Origin of the sequence: Vibrio hibernica (assembly GCF_015223435.1) — a bacterium.
Classification (GTDB): domain Bacteria; phylum Pseudomonadota; class Gammaproteobacteria; order Enterobacterales; family Vibrionaceae; genus Vibrio; species Vibrio hibernica.
In genome coordinates this window covers 218,030-234,039 of sequence record NZ_VHKO01000001.1, presented here as the reverse complement: position 1 = coordinate 234,039, position 16,010 = coordinate 218,030, and the positions used below count along the sequence as shown (strand labels likewise).

The 16,010-nt window shown below is 40.3% G+C and carries 12 protein-coding genes; 3 read left to right on the top strand and 9 right to left on the bottom strand.

The genetic code is table 11. The features are described 5' to 3' along the window. Positions 1–15: 15 nt before the first annotated feature. From FH976_RS01035 to FH976_RS01015, 5 genes are all read right to left on the bottom strand, one after another. Positions 16–1,071 (bottom strand): OmpA family protein, encoded by a 1,056-nt coding sequence (locus tag FH976_RS01035; RefSeq protein WP_194089049.1) that lies wholly within the window; start codon positions 1,069–1,071, stop codon positions 16–18. Positions 1,072–1,378: 307 nt separating this feature from the next. Then, on the bottom strand, positions 1,379–2,638 hold the full coding sequence (locus tag FH976_RS01030) for a DEAD/DEAH box helicase (protein WP_194089048.1): 1,260 nt from the start codon (positions 2,636–2,638) through the stop codon (positions 1,379–1,381). A 94-nt stretch (positions 2,639–2,732) separates the two neighbouring features. Then, a complete protein-coding gene (locus tag FH976_RS01025; protein WP_194089047.1) occupies positions 2,733–4,328 on the bottom strand; it encodes an ABC-F family ATPase in 1,596 nt (531 codons plus the stop codon). A gap of 139 nt (positions 4,329–4,467) precedes the next feature. Beyond that, the gene (manA, locus tag FH976_RS01020; protein ID WP_228767292.1) at positions 4,468–5,655 is read right to left on the bottom strand and encodes a mannose-6-phosphate isomerase, class I; all 1,188 of its coding nucleotides are present in this window, start codon (positions 5,653–5,655) and stop codon (positions 4,468–4,470) included. A 175-nt stretch (positions 5,656–5,830) separates the two neighbouring features. Then, complete coding sequence (locus FH976_RS01015) at positions 5,831–7,729, bottom strand: PTS fructose transporter subunit IIABC (protein ID WP_194089046.1); 1,899 nt, start codon at positions 7,727–7,729, stop codon at positions 5,831–5,833. A gap of 238 nt (positions 7,730–7,967) precedes the next feature. Between FH976_RS01015 and FH976_RS01010 the strand changes: the two genes are divergently transcribed. Next, on the top strand, positions 7,968–8,819 hold the full coding sequence (locus tag FH976_RS01010) for a helix-turn-helix transcriptional regulator (RefSeq protein WP_194089045.1): 852 nt from the start codon (positions 7,968–7,970) through the stop codon (positions 8,817–8,819). Between the two features lie 64 nt (positions 8,820–8,883). On the opposite strand, the gene FH976_RS01005 is transcribed toward FH976_RS01010, so the two are convergent. From FH976_RS01005 to FH976_RS00990, 4 genes are all read right to left on the bottom strand, one after another. Continuing rightward, the gene (locus FH976_RS01005; protein WP_194089044.1) at positions 8,884–9,696 is read right to left on the bottom strand and encodes a PTS sugar transporter subunit IIA; all 813 of its coding nucleotides are present in this window, start codon (positions 9,694–9,696) and stop codon (positions 8,884–8,886) included. A gap of 19 nt (positions 9,697–9,715) precedes the next feature. Further along, positions 9,716–10,024, bottom strand: a complete 309-nt coding sequence (locus FH976_RS01000; RefSeq protein ID WP_194089043.1) for a PTS fructose transporter subunit IIB — start codon at positions 10,022–10,024, stop codon at positions 9,716–9,718. Positions 10,025–10,085: 61 nt separating this feature from the next. Next, positions 10,086–10,898, bottom strand: a complete 813-nt coding sequence (gene yidA, locus FH976_RS00995; protein WP_194089042.1) for a sugar-phosphatase — start codon at positions 10,896–10,898, stop codon at positions 10,086–10,088. Positions 10,899–11,051: 153 nt separating this feature from the next. Further along, entirely contained in the window at positions 11,052–12,719 is a 1,668-nt protein-coding gene (locus tag FH976_RS00990; RefSeq protein ID WP_194089041.1) for a DUF2813 domain-containing protein, read from the bottom strand. 191 nt (positions 12,720–12,910) lie between these two features. Here FH976_RS00990 and FH976_RS00985 point away from each other — a divergent pair, with 191 nt between their 5' ends. After that, complete coding sequence (locus tag FH976_RS00985; RefSeq protein WP_194089040.1) at positions 12,911–14,701, top strand: bifunctional metallophosphatase/5'-nucleotidase; 1,791 nt, start codon at positions 12,911–12,913, stop codon at positions 14,699–14,701. A 312-nt stretch (positions 14,702–15,013) separates the two neighbouring features. After that, on the top strand, positions 15,014–15,967 hold the full coding sequence (locus tag FH976_RS00980) for a TerC/Alx family metal homeostasis membrane protein (RefSeq protein ID WP_194089039.1): 954 nt from the start codon (positions 15,014–15,016) through the stop codon (positions 15,965–15,967). Positions 15,968–16,010: the final 43 nt, after the last annotated feature.

Below are 16,010 nucleotides of genomic sequence, written 5' to 3'. Positions count from 1 at the left end.
AATCACGGTTATTTATTATCTTGCGTAAAAAACTTCAACGCGACGATTTTTTTCACGACCTTCAGAAGTCGAATTATCGGCTATTGGACTGTCTTCACCTTTACCCTCTACGGTAATACGATCGTTAGCAACGCCTTTTGACTCGATATACTCTGCACCACTTTGGGCACGCTTTTCTGACAGTTTTTGGTTGTATGCAGCGCTACCAGAAGAATCAGTATAACCAACAACTTTCACACTGATAGTATCATCAGCCAGAAGTGTATCAGCAACTGGATCTAATGATTTTTTAGCATCAGGGGTCAGTTTAGTTGAATTATGAGCAAAGGCTCCGGTTGAAAGAGTAATTGCTGGTAAGGCATCTTGTACTGGCTGTTCTACTGGTGCTTGTTGTACTGGTTGTTCTTCAGCCATTACTTCACTTGCTGCTACTGCCGCAACAGGAGCTGCCGCTGCGTTACTGCCAAAGAAATACACCAAACCAATACTTAAGTAATTTAAATCACTTGAGCCAGTAGTATCTTTTTCACCTACATTATTAAACCATTGATATTCAGTACGGAAACGTAAATTGTGGTTAATTTGATATTCCACACCAGCGCCTAGCATGGCTGAAAAGTTATTGTCGGAAACATCCGAACCATAAGTACCAGAAAAGTTACTATCGACGCCATTGTATGATGTACCAACTTTACCGAATAAACTCCATTTGTCTGTTAGATTCCAATCGCCTTTAACCGAAAGTTCACCATTTTGAACGCGAGTTTTATTATTACCGGCACCTGAATAATCAGCATTGGAGTGACCAAAGTAGTTATAACCGGCTTCTAGTGCTAACCAATTATTAAATTGATAACCACCTAAAATACTGCCAGCCCAAGCGTCATTATCACAATCAGTATCTAAGCCCGATCCTGTACAAGCAAAGTCATAATTTGCCCAACCAGTTTTTGCACCTAAGTAAAATTCACCCGCATTTTCTGCAGCGGCGTTAGCTTGAGTTGACATCAATAAAGAAAGTGAAAAAAGAGAGGAAATCGATGCAGCGAGTAAAGTCCGTTTAGTATTCATAATGGCACCATTAAAGTTGATTTTTCGTAGTTAATTAAGGATAAAAAATGATTTAAAGTTAAGGTTGAAAAATAGAGTTAAGATATTAATTATACTTATGAAATATTAGCATCTCAACGCATGAATTGTTAATTCTCTGTTTCTTTTTACTCTATGGAATGATTATTTTAGCTTGATTAATGAAATTCTTATTTTTTTAAAAAGGACTAATTATTAAAGATAGTAGACAGTAGCGTTATTGCAATACCCTCTTTTTTATAGAGATGATGTATACCTGTCTGACACAGAGTTAGAGTGTCATTCTAATTTACTTGGATTTTGATTTTGAGTGATTAGAATGATTTCGCTCAGTTTTCGATTGAAAGTCTTTAATACTCTGTTTTTTCGCGCTACGACGATTAGCTTGTTTATCTTTCGGCGCTCGTTTTTTCTCACCTGTACTCGGTATATCGGTGACAGGAAAGTGTTCTAGTGTTTCTAGAGCCATCGTGTTTTGGGTTAAATCACGAATTGCTTGTAATATTTCAGTTTCTGCATGGCACACTAGTGATAATGCTAAACCAGTTTTTCCCGATCGAGCGGTACGACCTATACGATGAACATACACGGCAGGGTTTTCTGGTAAATCAAAATTAATCACAACATGCAAGGCGTCGATGTGAATACCACGCGCTAATAAATCAGTGGCGACCAGTACCTGAACACTATTTTGTTTAAACTCATTTAACGTGGATTCGCGTGATGCTTGATCTTTATTACCATGAAGTGTTTTAACATTAATACCTGCTTTAGCCAGTTTCTTCGCTATGGTATCGGCACCATCTTTTGCATTGATAAAAATGAGGGCTTGTTTATCTGAGTGTTGTTTTAGTATCGAGATTAATGCTTGGGTTTTACTGCCCTTATTGACTAAGTACAGTTGTTCATTAATTCCATCTACAACACTATTGCTATTGTGCGTTTTTATTTCAACCGGAGAGGTTAGAACCTGACGAACTTGATTGGCAAGATCATCAGATAAAGTGGCCGAAAAACATAACGTTTGTCGCTGCATTGGAATGAAGGTGATCAAGCTTTGTATATCTTTCCAGAAGCCCATGTCTAATAAGCGATCGGCTTCATCTAAAACAAGATGTTTAACTTGAGATAGGTTGATGGCTTTTTCTTTGCAAAGGGCCAATAAGCGGCCGGGTGTCGCAATGATCAGTTGCGGATGTTGAGTTATTTGTTCAGCTTGAATAGCTAAATCAATACCACCAAATAAGGCGGCAGTTTTGATATGTAAACATGTAGCAATGGGTTGTAAAACTTGAGTTGTCTGCCTAGCAAGTTCTCGGGTGGGGGCGATGATCACCGCTTGAATATCACTTTTTTTAGCCTCTATCATTTGTAAAATAGGCAAGCCAAAAGCTAACGTTTTACCACTGCCGGTGTGAGCTAAAGCAAGCACATCTGCATCATGTAAAATGGCAGGAATAGCTTGTTGCTGAACCAAGGTTGGCGTTGTAATGTCAGCAGGTAAGGCCTTGATAAGATCAGCGTTAAGGTTAAGCTCAGAAAAGGTCATGCTAGGTTTATCCTAAAGGAAGTAAAGACTAAAAAAGCCCTAAAGAAAATACTTTAGGGCCAGTTAATTGTTGATGTTGTTTATATTAAATCAATTACGCTTTATTCACTTCACGCACTTTTAAGTATTCTTCATAAGTGCCACGGAAGTCATTGATTTTACCATCGCGGATCTCAAGTACACGAGTTGCCAAAGAGGATACAAACTGGCGATCGTGTGAGACGAAGAACAAAGTACCTTTGTAGTTTTCAAGAGCTAAGTTTAACGATTCAATTGATTCCATATCCATGTGGTTGGTTGGTTCATCCATCAACAACATGTTTGGTTTGTGCATCATTAACTTACCTAGCAGCATACGACCTTGCTCACCACCGGATAGTACTTGAACGTCTTTTTTAATATCGTCTTGTCCAAAAAGCATACGACCTAAGAAACTACGAACGACTTGTTCATCATCGCCTTCTTGACGCCATTGAGCCATCCAATCGAATACTTTCATATTCTGTGAAAATTCATATTCATGGTCTTGTGCATAGTACCCAATGTTTGAGTTTTCTGACCACTTGAACTCACCCGATTTAGGTTCTAACCTTCCCGCTAGCGTATTCAGTAGGGTAGTTTTACCCACGCCGTTTTCACCGATAATGGCAACACGTTCGCCTACTTCAAAAATAGCATTAAAGTTAGTGAATAAATCGTTTTCAAAACCTTGCGTCAACTCTTCCACAATTAATGCGTTACGGAATAGCTCTTTCGATTGTTCAAAACGAATAAATGGATTTTGACGGCTAGACGCTTTAACTTCGTCTAGTTGAATTTTATCAATTTGTTTCGCACGAGATGTCGCTTGTTTTGCTTTAGAAGCATTGGCTGAGAAACGAGATACGAAAGTTTGCAGTTCTGCAATTTGTGCTTTTTTCTTCGCATTATCATTTAACAAACGTTCACGAGCTTGAGTCGATGCAAACATGTAATCATCGTAGTTACCTGGGTAAACACGGAGTTCACCGTAGTCGATATCGGCCATGTGTGTACATACTGAGTTCAAGAAGTGACGGTCATGCGAGATGATGATCATAGTACAGTTACGTTGGTTTAGTGTATCTTCCAACCAGCGAATCGTATCCATATCCAAGTTGTTGGTTGGTTCATCAAGTAGCATGATATGTGGGTCAGCAAACAACACTTGAGAAAGAAGAACACGAAGTTTCCAGCCCGGTGCGATTTCACTCATTGGACCCCAATGTTGCTCGATTGGAATGCCTACAGAAAGAAGAAGATCACCTGCGCGAGATTCAGCGGTGTAACCATCCATTTCCGCAAATTCAACTTCAAGATCGGCCACTTTCATGCCATCTTCTTCAGTCATCTCAGCTAAAGAATAAATACGGTCGCGTTCTTGTTTTACAGCCCAAAGTTCTTTATGGCCCATGATGACGGTATCAAGTACCGAAAACTCTTCGTAAGCAAACTGGTTTTGGCTTAGTTTTGCAACACGCTCATTTGGATCAACGCTGACGTTGCCACCAGATGGCTCAAGCTCACCACTTAGGATCTTCATAAAGGTTGACTTACCACAGCCATTGGCACCAATTAAGCCGTAACGGTTACCGTCACCAAATTTAACTGAGATGTTTTCAAATAATGGCTTGGCGCCAAATTGCATCGTGATGTTAGCTGAAGAAATCAATGTAGAATCCTTTATATCGTAAATATGATGAAAAACGCGCCACGGTAACTCCGATTGGCGCGTTTTTCAAGTTAAATAGCGATCTTAATCACACTGAAATGTGATGGGATAGCATGTTTATAGTGGTCATTATTATGGCTTAATTATAAGCACGAGCAAAGGTGCCGAAACTTTCAACTTGGTATTGCTGAGTACTCAATGGAATGAAAGCTGATTGACCTTTGGTAATACAAAGTATATTGCCAGATTGATGGCGTAATGTGACATCTTGATCGATAGCGAAAATAATTTCTGCGCTCTCACAGGTGATGTTGCTATCTCCGTGATAAACGCTGAATTTAAAATCGTCAACTGGAATAGGGTAATGCTTAGCATTGTCTTTAACGATTGGAGCGAGTAAGAGATCCTCGCTTGGTTTTGGTTCACATAAAGTATTGGCGACCAATTCTGGGACATCAATATATTTAGGGGTTAAGCCCGCGCGTAGAACATTATCTGAATTTGCCATGATTTCTAGCCCTGTGCCTTTTATGTATGCATGTGGTGTGCATGCATAAAGGAACATGGCTTCTCCTGGTTGGAGCGTAATGACATGCAACATCAGTGGGGCAAATAAACCGACATCACCCGGGTATTGCTCGGCCAATTCAAGAATTAATGCCGCGGTGGCACATTGCGTATTTTTTTCTACATGCGCCATTAGAGCGTTAAGTGCCGAGGTTTTACGCTCGCCTTCCAGTGACAAAATAGCTTCAAAGAATGCGCTTAATCCTTCTGGTGTTTGGTTTGCTTTAAGCGCAGCAACGTCTTGCTGTAACACTTTAATGCCAATTTTTTCAAAAGGTTTGATAATCGCTGGATAATCGCGAAAGCCATTCATTGCTTGGTAAGTGGTTAAAGCATAAACAAGTTCAGGTTTGTGGTTTGGATCTTTGTAATTACGGTTGGCCGCTTTAATATCAATCCCTGCTTTGTTTTCTCTATCAAAACCAATTTCAGAGGCCTGTTTGCTTGGATGAACTTGAATTGATAACGCTTGGGCCGCCGCCAATACTTTAAATAAGTAAGGAAGTTCATTAAATGTTTGAGTCGTTTTATCGCCTAAAATGGCACTTTTATCCTGATTAATGACATCATCTAAGCGAGTCAATTGACCATCTAGTTTAATATGAGAGCAACCATTTGGGTGAGCGCCCATCCAAATTTCAGCTTGTGGTTTATTGTCTGGATTCGGGATATCAAAAAGTTGATTAATGGAGGTTGTGCTTCCCCATGCATAGTCTTGAATCACGTTTTGCATAAGGAAAAAAGGGGGAAGTTGTTTCATGGAAAACCTTATTTTCGGTTGAGCGCTCTTAATTTTATAAGTGCTGTAATAGAATAACTGTTTTAATCGGGTGAATTTTAAAATTATACGCTAGCTAGGAAATATTAAAATGAGCAGATAACGGGAATCATTATCTGCTCATTTTTACGCTGACGTATTATCTAACATCAATCTTTTATGCCGCGACTGCTTTTAAGGCGCGAGCTTTACGCATTTTCTTTAAAGTAACGCAAACTACGGCGGTTACGATGGCGCCTGTTGCCATACAGATTAATGCCATCACGGGTTTATTCATTGCGCCAAGTAAAGCGACAACGGGGCCACCGTGAGCAACACTATTGGTAATACCAAAGGAGAATGCCATGACCGCGCCAACCATTGAACCAATGACGTTAGCAGGAATAACCGATAATGGATCTTGCGCTGCAAATGGAATGGCACCTTCAGAAATACCCACTAAACCCATTGCGCCGGCTGCTTTACCGGTTTCGATTTCGCTTGCTTCAAATATATCTAGTTTGCGACCAATCACGGTGGCGAGTGCCATGCCAAGTGGAGCGATTGGAATAGCAACGGCCATCGCGCCCATAAATTGAGTTTGACCATTGGCAATCATACCGACAGAGAATAGGAATGCCACTTTGTTAAATGGACCCCCCATATCAAAGCCCGCCATGCCGCCAAGTACAATCCCAAGCAGAACCACGTTACCTGTGCTCATTTCAGTTAAAACAGCGTTCAACCACTGCATCAGATCAGCAATGGGTGCGCCAATAACAAAGATAAATAGCGAAGCAATAAAGACAGTACCTAAGATTGGTGCAATCATTATTGGAACCAGTGGAGCAACCATTTTGTGGTAATCACGTGTTGCAATAAAGCGTACAAAATACCCCACTAAAAGGCCCGCGATAATAGCGCCAATAAAGCCAGTGCCGGCGTCCGCATCGTAGAAAGAACCATTGTTCGCAATCCAACCCCCAATAAAACCAGGTGCAAGTGCGGCGCGATCACCGATAGCAAAAGCAATGTAACCCGCCAAGATTGGGATCATTAAGGTAAAGGCAACGACACCCACGTTGAGAACTTGATTCCACAAACTGTCTTCCGGAATTTGCATGCCATTTGGCGTTGGCTCGCCACCAAGAGCAAGAGACAGGGCAATCATCAAACCACCCGTTACTACAAATGGGATCATATGTGATACGCCATTCATTAAGTAGCGGTAAAGATTTGAACGGCCAGAGGTTGCCGCTGATTTGTCTTCTTTGGAATGGCTTGCATCGGCTTGATAAGGCGATGCATCTAATGCTTGTTGAATAACGCCTTTACCATTACTAATAGGGGCTTTTACGCTAGTTTGAACGAGTTTTTTACCATTAAAGCGAGTCATGTCTACTTGCTTATCGCAGCTTACAACGATCGCAACTGCGCGTTCAATTTCTTCTGCGGTTGGGGCATTTTTCACACCAATTGAACCATTGGTTTCGACTTTAATTGTGTAACCCATCTCAGCGGCCGCTTTTTCTAACCCTTCGGCGGCTAAGTAAGTATGGGCGATACCAGCAGGGCAGCCCGTTACGCCTATAAGAAAGCCTTTATCAGCCACTACGGTGTTTTCGACTTCTTTCTTCTGCAGTAAAAGAGCAAGTGCAGCTTTTGGTGATTCCGCTTGCATGAAAGCTTGAATAAAACCATCTTCGATTAATTTAGAAGACAGCTCTGCTAATACTTCAATGTGATGATCAGCACCGCCATCTGGTGATGCGATCATGAAAAATAGCGTAGAGGCTTCTCCATCTTCTGCGCCATATTCAATTCCATTTCGGCTAATACCAATTGCCACTGCAGGTTGAGCTACTGCGGCACTTTTTGCATGTGGAATTGCTATGCCTTCTTCAAACCCTGTGTTTCCAATCTCTTCACGGGCATAAATATCTTGTAAGAATTGGTCACGGTTATTGAGTTTGCCTTGAGCATCTAATACATCAACCATCTCATTAAAGACTTCATCTTTAGTGGTGGCTTTTAGATTCAAGCGGATCAGGTTTTCATTAATCAGCTGTGTAATCATTATAGTACCTATATATGTATTGTTATTTTAAGTTATAGGTTAATTGTTGGATATTTTGTTGTTTTAAAATAGTGTACATTGAAACCATTTACTGGATTATTGTAACCTAAGTGGTGCTTTGTGATCGTGATCACTTAGGTTGTCATCTGGTCGATATATTCAGCAATTACTAGAGGCTACAATAGTTAATAGAGCGGTAAAGATACTTAACTATTTCAAATTAAAGTGGAAAATCGTGATGACTCAAGTTTTTATTAATGTTTTAGAAGGTGTGTTATCGGAAAGGGAGCATTTTAATCGAGTTTGGTTTGCCAGTGACCATACCACGCCACCACCTTTTAGTTATCAGGTGAACTTTCCTCGTATGGAGTTTGTTATCAAGGGGGAATATATTAATAAAATTGAAGATCCTGAATTTGGTATTACTGAAGTTAAAGTACTACCGGGCGATATTCTGTATATACCGCCCAATAGTTGGAATAAGCCTGAATGGGATACCGATTGCAGTGTATTGAGCCTGTTATTTGGTAAGCGACAATTAGGCTTTAGTTTGGTGGAAAAACGCAAAAATGAAGCGACATTTTTTGATGTCCAAAAGCACAGTGTGCAGACGCGTACTGGTCACGCTCTAGACCATATTTTGAGCGGGTTAAATACTCTAGCCAAAGAAAAGACTCAACATCCTACCGGTGGACATTTGTTGATGGCTTTAATGAGTTATTGCCATGGCATGTTGCTGTCGCCAGAAAGCTCAACTCAAGGTCGTAGTGAAGATTTATACCAAGGCATTTGCATTTATATCCAAGAAAATTTTCATCGTGATATTACTCGCGACAGCATTGCGAGCCGTTTTAATGTCAGTCCAAATCATCTATCACGCTTATTTCGCCAACAAGGCCATATGCGGTTAGCCGATTACATTACATGGGTGAGATTAGAGCGGGCGAAGTTTATGTTAACCCGTTATACCTTTAGGTTGAGTGAAGTGGCGCTGCGTTGTGGCTTTAATGATGTAAATTATTTCTATCGAGTATTTAAAAATAAATTAGGTCGAACACCCAGTGAATTTAGAGCCATGCACGGTGGGTGATTGACTTTGTAGGGTTGTATCACTGTTCTTAAAGATCAATATGATTGGCGTTATTTTGGCATCATCAAACTTTTGGCATCATAAAACAGGTCAAAATAGCATGTAATTCATTGGCGGTATGATGCTCACTAATAAATTGGTTTACCTCCGATGAGAGTAAACGGACAGCCAAATGACGAACCGCATACATAGTATTTTTGCTGCTTTCTTTGGGTAGTAATAAAGCAATAATATGGGTGACGGGGCCATGAGATGATTGCCAATCAATAGGGTTATTAGAGGTTAGGCAAATGAGTTGAGGTTGATTGATATGCTCGGTCATTATATGTGGGAGAGCGATACCGCCTTTCATTCCCGTAGAAGATAATTGTTCACGTTGATTGAGCTGCTCTTCAATGGACTTATAGTGTTGAATCGATGATATTTTGGCAATTTGTTGGAGTATATAAGCTTTTTCTGCGGTTGATTCATTTTCCGATGGGTGCATTAAGCGATAAAGCCGAATGAAAGCATCGAATTGCTTTTGAATCGCGAGATGGTGGAATTCAAAATGACTGAGATGTAAATGTTGGGTGTCCTGACTGGTTGGTGTGATTCTTTTATCCAGTAAAAAACAATCTTTGTGAAGATAAATTCGGAGTATAGCCGCGTAGCTTGCCGCTTGTTCACCCGTGAGAACGATCTGGCATAAATCAAAAGGTTGAAAAGCAAAGGTTAACGCGCTCAAATATTTTTGGACATTAACACGTTGTAAGGTGTGTACTTTAATTAATTCAGCGTAACCTTTAAATCCTCGAACTTGGTGATGGACACCTTTAATCAACCAAGCCGGTAATCCAGCTTGGCCTAAGTAGAAGGTAACTCGTACCGTTGACATTATGATGTTCTAACTTGATTTAAGAGATAGCGTTTAAGCATCGTTTGATCACACTGTCTGGATTGGTTAATACATCTTCAATGGTTGCATTGATCACAAGGCATTGCTCAAATCGCTCGGCTTGCTCAATAGCAATATCAGAGGCAATGAGAGCAATATCCGCTTTGCTAATATCTTGATAGCTAAGCTTATTTTCAATGCCCATTGCACCTTGGGTTTCCACTTGTATGTTAACGTACAAACTCGCGGCGGATTTTACTAATGCTTCTGCTGCCATATAAGTATGAGCGATGCCTGTTGGACATGCGGTTACTGCCACCATCTTCATATGGTTTCCTTTTTCATCAATGTTTGTTTAATGAGTTCTTTTTTGATTAATATGGGTCTAATCATTTGACGTTTAGAACGAATTTTTCAATCACTTGTGCTACACCACTATTGTTATTGGTGTCAGTGATATAGTCGGCAATCGCTTTGGTTTCTTCGGTCGCATTGCCCATTGCAACACCCAAGCCTGCATAAGTCAGCATATGGTGATCGTTACCCGCATCACCCATTGTGATGACTTCTTCTCGTTTAATGCCTAAATGTTGAGCTAAGCATTCAACACCAGCACCTTTATCACTGGTTGTGTGCATAAATTCTAAGAAGAAAGGTGAGCTGCGGACGATGGTATATTTTTCGTTCAGTACGGCTGGCAGTTGCTCAATGGCTTTGGTTAATAATGGTTCTTCTTCAACCATCATTACTTTCAAGATAGCTTCGTCATCACTTAATTCAGAGAAAGGCATTTCGGTTAATGAAATATTATTGATAGTGCATTCGTGGGTGGTGTATTTGTTATTTTTAGGCGTGATTAAACCATCTTTTAATGAAAATGCGTGCACGTTAACGCTTAATCTTTCCGCCCAATCCGCAATTAATTTGGCATCAGAACCGGTCAGGATTTCTTGACGAATAGCGGTTTTACTTGCCGCCGTTTGTACCATTGAGCCGTTGTAGCTGATCACATAATCATCATCGGTGTTCATGTCTAGTTGCTCTAATGCGGAAAGCATACCAGCCAAAGGGCGACCAGAAGCTAAGACGACTTTTACGCCCATTTCCCGAGCTTGGGTGATCGCTTGTTTATTGTGTAAGGTAATTTGATGGTCAGTGTTGAGTAAGGTTCCATCCATATCAATTGCGATCAATTTGTACATGCTTTTTCCCATTAATTTTTCCTATCAACTAGGAGTGAACAATAAAAACTAATGGCATCTTAACGACATGGCTTTCAGTACACAAATGTTAAAGCGAAACATAAATGGAAATCGTATTTAATGACGAGAATGCAGGAAGTCGCTAGGTAAATATTAGCTGTTTCCATTCGCCATTGTCATGACCCTTTTTAAAATACGTCGGATTAATAATGGTATTTTATCAATACCATGCTCTTCACAATATTCAACGATACCAAGTGCGACATCAGGCTTCGCGTATTTTTTAAGGACTCGGTTAATGACTTTTTTAGTCGGCACTTGTTGATTTTCAGGGAGGTTAACCATGCCCCGAAAGAACTTCTCAAAACCATTATGGTAGAGGTAGTTTTCAATGTCTTTATCGGGTAATTCAGTTAATCGATGCTTTTCCATATCTTGCCCAAGTTGAGTCCGAACGGCGGTTGCGTATTTTTTCCCTGCCGCATCACCATCGGTCACCACGTGCCAATCAATATTTAAAGCTTTTGCGACTTTAATTAATGATTTGAGTCCAGATTGAGCAAACTCTACCAATTGAATACCTTCACTGGGAAAGTGATAACCACAGATTTTAGCCAGTTCATTGAATAACCAAACTTCGGTTTCACCTTCCACTAATAACCAGCAGCGAGCAAACAAGGCATTTGGGCGGTGAAAACGAATGTGAAAACTAATACGGCGTAACTCATCTTGGCTTAATAAATGTTCAGGGATAGACAGGGCGAGGGTTCTATCCGACTGTCTTATTAAACGTCGGATAGAAGAAAAAGGAACGGCGCTGAGCAAAATACCGCTATTGGTCGTAACAATTTTTTGCATAGGGATCATTTGCAATAATTCCCACGATTTTAATAAATTGGTGGGGTGCAAACGGCCTTCTGGATCTTCTAAAATCAATATTGGTCGCGCCGATTGGCTGATCTCTGCGGCGCCTTTCGCTTGAAGATAAGCGTTAAGCAAGCCCATTAGCAGTAATTTACTTTGATGATTTTTATTACTTTTTAATAATTGAATCAGGTTGTCTTTATTGCTTTCAGTGGATGATGTATTTCCTGTAAAAAGGTTAGATCTTGCTTCTCGTATATTGTTTTTAGGTTGTGATTGAAATGAAAAATAGTGCTCTATTAAGTGTTGCATAGCATTTAAGGTACTTTTTAACTCCGCTTTATTCACATGCCCAGGCATTGCTGATAAACGCCGATAAGTATTATTCACTCGGCGCTCAATCTTTTCTTTTTTGTTATTCGAGTCCGGAGTAATGCTTTCACTGTGTTGATGTAAACGTCTTGCATCTCGTAAACGAATAACCGGATGCAGTCGGCTAAGCTCTAAAGCTAACTGCTCACAATCGTGAATTGCCAGTGGCGTCCCTGTCCAGTCGAGAAATTGGTAATGCGTACTGACTTTATGTTCATTACGTATGGCACTAATTTGAAAAATAACGTGTTTAGAATCATCTTGGTCATCACTATGACTACTTATCCAAATCGGCTTTAAACGACGGTATCTCGCGCTTCTGTGTTCCGTTTTATGTTGTGCTCGCCATTGTGTCACAATTTGAATTTGTTGTGTTTGGGTTTGAGATAAAGCGTAATTGACATGAAAATCTTGGATTTGGAAAGAGTAGGGCTGACCGTTATGTGGCAGTGCAATGCAAAGCGCATCCAAGAGCGATGATTTCCCCCAAGTATTCTCGCCTAGTAAGGTTGTGATTTCACCAAAATCAAGCGATAGGCGCTGAATGCCTCTAAATCCGACAATTTCAATTCGTTCCAATTGCATTCAGTACCCCACATATGATCGCTTTCCTATAGATTATAGGAATGTCTTACACTAAGCGTTTGTTTTGTTCACAAATTTGAAATAGTCATAGAGTTGTCATGATTGAAGCTTTATGATGGTGAAGAATTAAAGAAAATAAATGATTATCGATCTCTATAAGAACAATAGGGGTCAAGACCATAAGAAGAACTATGACAAAAACAAAACATCAATCTGTGAGCTTAACGCTGGCTCATATCAATGACACTCATTCCTATTTTGAACCGACCTCACTACAGCTTCAGATCACGGTAGATCAGCAGGTTTTATCTCCGTATGTCAGCGCTGGTGGTTTTGCTCGAATTGCGACACGAGCGGAGCAGTTAAGAGAGCAAGCTAAGCTGCAACAAAAAGGTTTTTTATTTTTACATGCTGGTGATTGCTTCCAAGGCACGCTGTATTTCTCTTTATTTAAAGGCAAAGCGAATGCTGACATGCTTAATGCATTGAAGTTGGACGCAATGGCGCTGGGTAACCATGAATTAGACATGGGGAATGAGCCGGTAGCCCATTTTCTCAAACGCATTGAATTCCCACTATTGGCTGGTAATTGGGATGTGTCGAATGAAAACCCAAATAAGCCATTTAAAGTCAGTGATTCTGATCGTCTTCATAGCTATGTTGCAACCAAGAAGCATGCATCATGGATAGAAAAGGAGGTTAATGGGGAGCGTATTGCTATATTTAGTCTTGCTTTGGATAAGATGGCTGACATTTCAACGCCAGATGCTGATACGCCTTTTATCAATTCGATTGAGGTGGCGAAAGCAACGGTCGCCGCCATTCATCGTCAAGGCATTAATAACATCATTTTATTAAGCCACTTAGGGTATGAGTCAGATTTAGAACTGGCAGCGAAAGTGGATGGTATTGGTATTATCGTTGGTGGGCACTCTCACCGTTTACAAGGCGACTTTTCGACGCTTGGATTAACGAAAGATGATGATTATGGCCAGAAAATCAATAAAACTTACGTTGTGCAAGCAGGGTTCCACGCTCAGACGATGGGGCATTGTGATATTACGTTTGATGCTTATGGGTGCGTGAGTGAATTTAATGGTAAGAATGAGCTGCTTTTAGGTCGTCGTTTATGCTTAGATGCCACTTTAAGCCGAGCGCATACGGACGACGCACATGAAAAAGCATGTCAATATTTACGCCAACATCCTCATGTTGTGATATGTAAAAAAAACCCTGATGTACATAGTATTTTGGTCGATAAATACATGCCAAAAGTGAAAGCTTTACAACAAACGATCATTGGTCGAACTGATTATAAACTACGTCATGTCAGGGTTCCCGATGAAAACGGTGGTAGTGAGGTCGCACCATTAGTCGCCGAATCCTTTGCGTTTGCTTTAAATCAGCAAGGGCATGATATTGAGTTTTCTATCCATAATGCTGGTGGCGTACGGACATCTTTAGATCCGGGTGAAATCACTATTGCGGATATTGCTGGAAAATTATTGCCATTTGCGGTTCCTATTGGCTGTTATGAAATCCAAGGGTGTTATATTTCTCAATTATTAGAGGGGGCAATCAATAACGCATTGGGTAATGGTGTGATCGGAACAGGATCGGGAAGTTATCCTTATACGCATAATTTACGTTTTGAATATCATGCAGATAAACCCCTTGGTTTACGTATTGTGAAGTTGGAAATTTATACTTTTGATACCAATGGTCAGCAAAAAATATGGCAGAAAGTTGAATCGACACGTTATTTTAAAGGCACGTCATCCGCTTATACTATGAAAGGAAAGGAAGGGTATGACGCGATTGTTAATATGAAACAACAAGGACAAGTGACCGCATTATCGATGGCTGATTGTTTTATTGAGTTCTTAAAATATCATCCAGATCGCTTTCAACAACTATCGGTTAGTCAGGCTGACATCAGAATGGATCAAACCGAGCAATTGTCTAATACCACAAAAAGTTAAGTGAGCGAATTTACACAAATTAAGAAATAGTTCTTGGAAGGCGAGAATATCACTTGTACACTTTATTGGTTTGGGGAGTAGTTAGCGCGAGTTTGCTTGTCGTCATCTCGAAAAGGGCCACTGAAATAGTGATAGACCTTTTTCCGGTAAGCAAAGGTGGTTACTCATTGTGACGTTTTATCAATGAAATAATCACTCAGACGAGACCAACGCATAGAATTTAATGATCAGGCATTTGCCTGATGTTTTTTGATATTATGCGGAAGGTCTGATCTCTTACGATCCGTTTCTTTCCGCGTTTAAGGAAAAGAGATGCACATTTCAACTTATGCTTATTTTGGTTTACTGACCTTGTGCATGTTTGCACTGGATGTATGGCAAACTCGAAATGGTGTTGTTACCATCAAAAAAGCGGCACTCTGGAGTTTATTTTGGGTGTTTTTGGCGCTTTTATTCTTTATTTCTCTTTATGAATTTTGGCCAGTATTTGAGCCCGATAGTCCTTATACCCCTCATGATGCGGCTACCGCATTCTTAACAGGCTACTTACTAGAGAAATCACTCAGTGTCGATAATTTGTTCGTGTTTGCCTTAATCTTTGGTCGATTTACTGTGCCTGTAGAACTGCGCCCTCGCGTTTTATTGTGGGGTGTCATTGGTGCATTATTCCTCCGTGGCATTATGATTGCAGTTGGCGCTGAATTATTGGAGTCCTTCCATTGGGTACTTTACGTTTTCGCTTTCTTTTTAATTTGGACTGGTTATCAACTCACAAAACCTGAGCCAGAAGAAGATGAGTCTGTTAGCTCTTTTCCTGAAAAATTAGTACGCAAATTCTTTAGAGTCAGTGATTCTTATCAAGGCACTAAACTGTTAGTGAAGGACAATGCTGGTTGGCTTGTGACGCCATTGGTTATCGTTGTTGTTGTGATTGCCATGACTGATGTGATGTTTGCCTTAGATTCTATACCCGCTATTTTTGCGGTTACACAAGAACCTTTCCTTGTTTTAACCGCTAATGTATTTGCTTTATTAGGTTTGCGATCACTGTATTTTGTGCTTGAGGGCATGTTGGATAAATTTATTTATTTACGTCCAGCCCTCGCATTTATTATGATTTTCATCGGTTGTAAAATGCTGCTTATCGGTACGGCTTATGCGATTCCAACCATGGTGTCATTATTGGTGCTATTAATGACAATGACGCTGGCCGTGGTGGCTTCCATTATTAAAGATAAAAAAGCATCGAAGAAAGTCACTAGATAATCAGTTCTGATAGTAGAATATAAAAGTAAAAAAAGGCTGAAAA